Annotated in this window: 1 pseudogene; it reads right to left on the bottom strand. The window is 45.8% G+C overall.

Going from position 1 to position 262, the window contains the following annotated elements:
- Nucleotides 1-262 (bottom strand): annotated as a pseudogene (locus tag CF394_RS15265) (ABC transporter ATP-binding protein); the annotation flags it as partial.

Genomic DNA, 262 nt, shown 5'->3' with positions numbered 1-262 from the left:
AAACACCTGAAGCAGCTTTTTGGCATATGGGTGCCTTTCGGCAGAAAAACGCTCTTCTTTTTCAAATTGATCGGCAATCTGCCCGTCTTTCATGACCATGATGCGATGGCTCATGAAGTGGACAGCGGCCAGATCGTGGGAAATAAATAAATAAGAAAGGCCCATAGCATCCTGCAAATCTTTGAGAAGATCCAGGATCTTCGCCTGACTGGTGACATCCAGGCTTGCTGTAGGCTCATCAAAGATGATTAAAGACGGATGA

It is taken from the genome of Tetzosporium hominis, assembly GCF_002265435.1.
Classification (GTDB): domain Bacteria; phylum Bacillota; class Bacilli; order Bacillales_A; family Planococcaceae; genus Chryseomicrobium; species Chryseomicrobium hominis.
The sequence above is the reverse complement of the archived record's forward strand: the minus strand, read 5'-3'. Positions and strand labels throughout refer to the sequence as shown.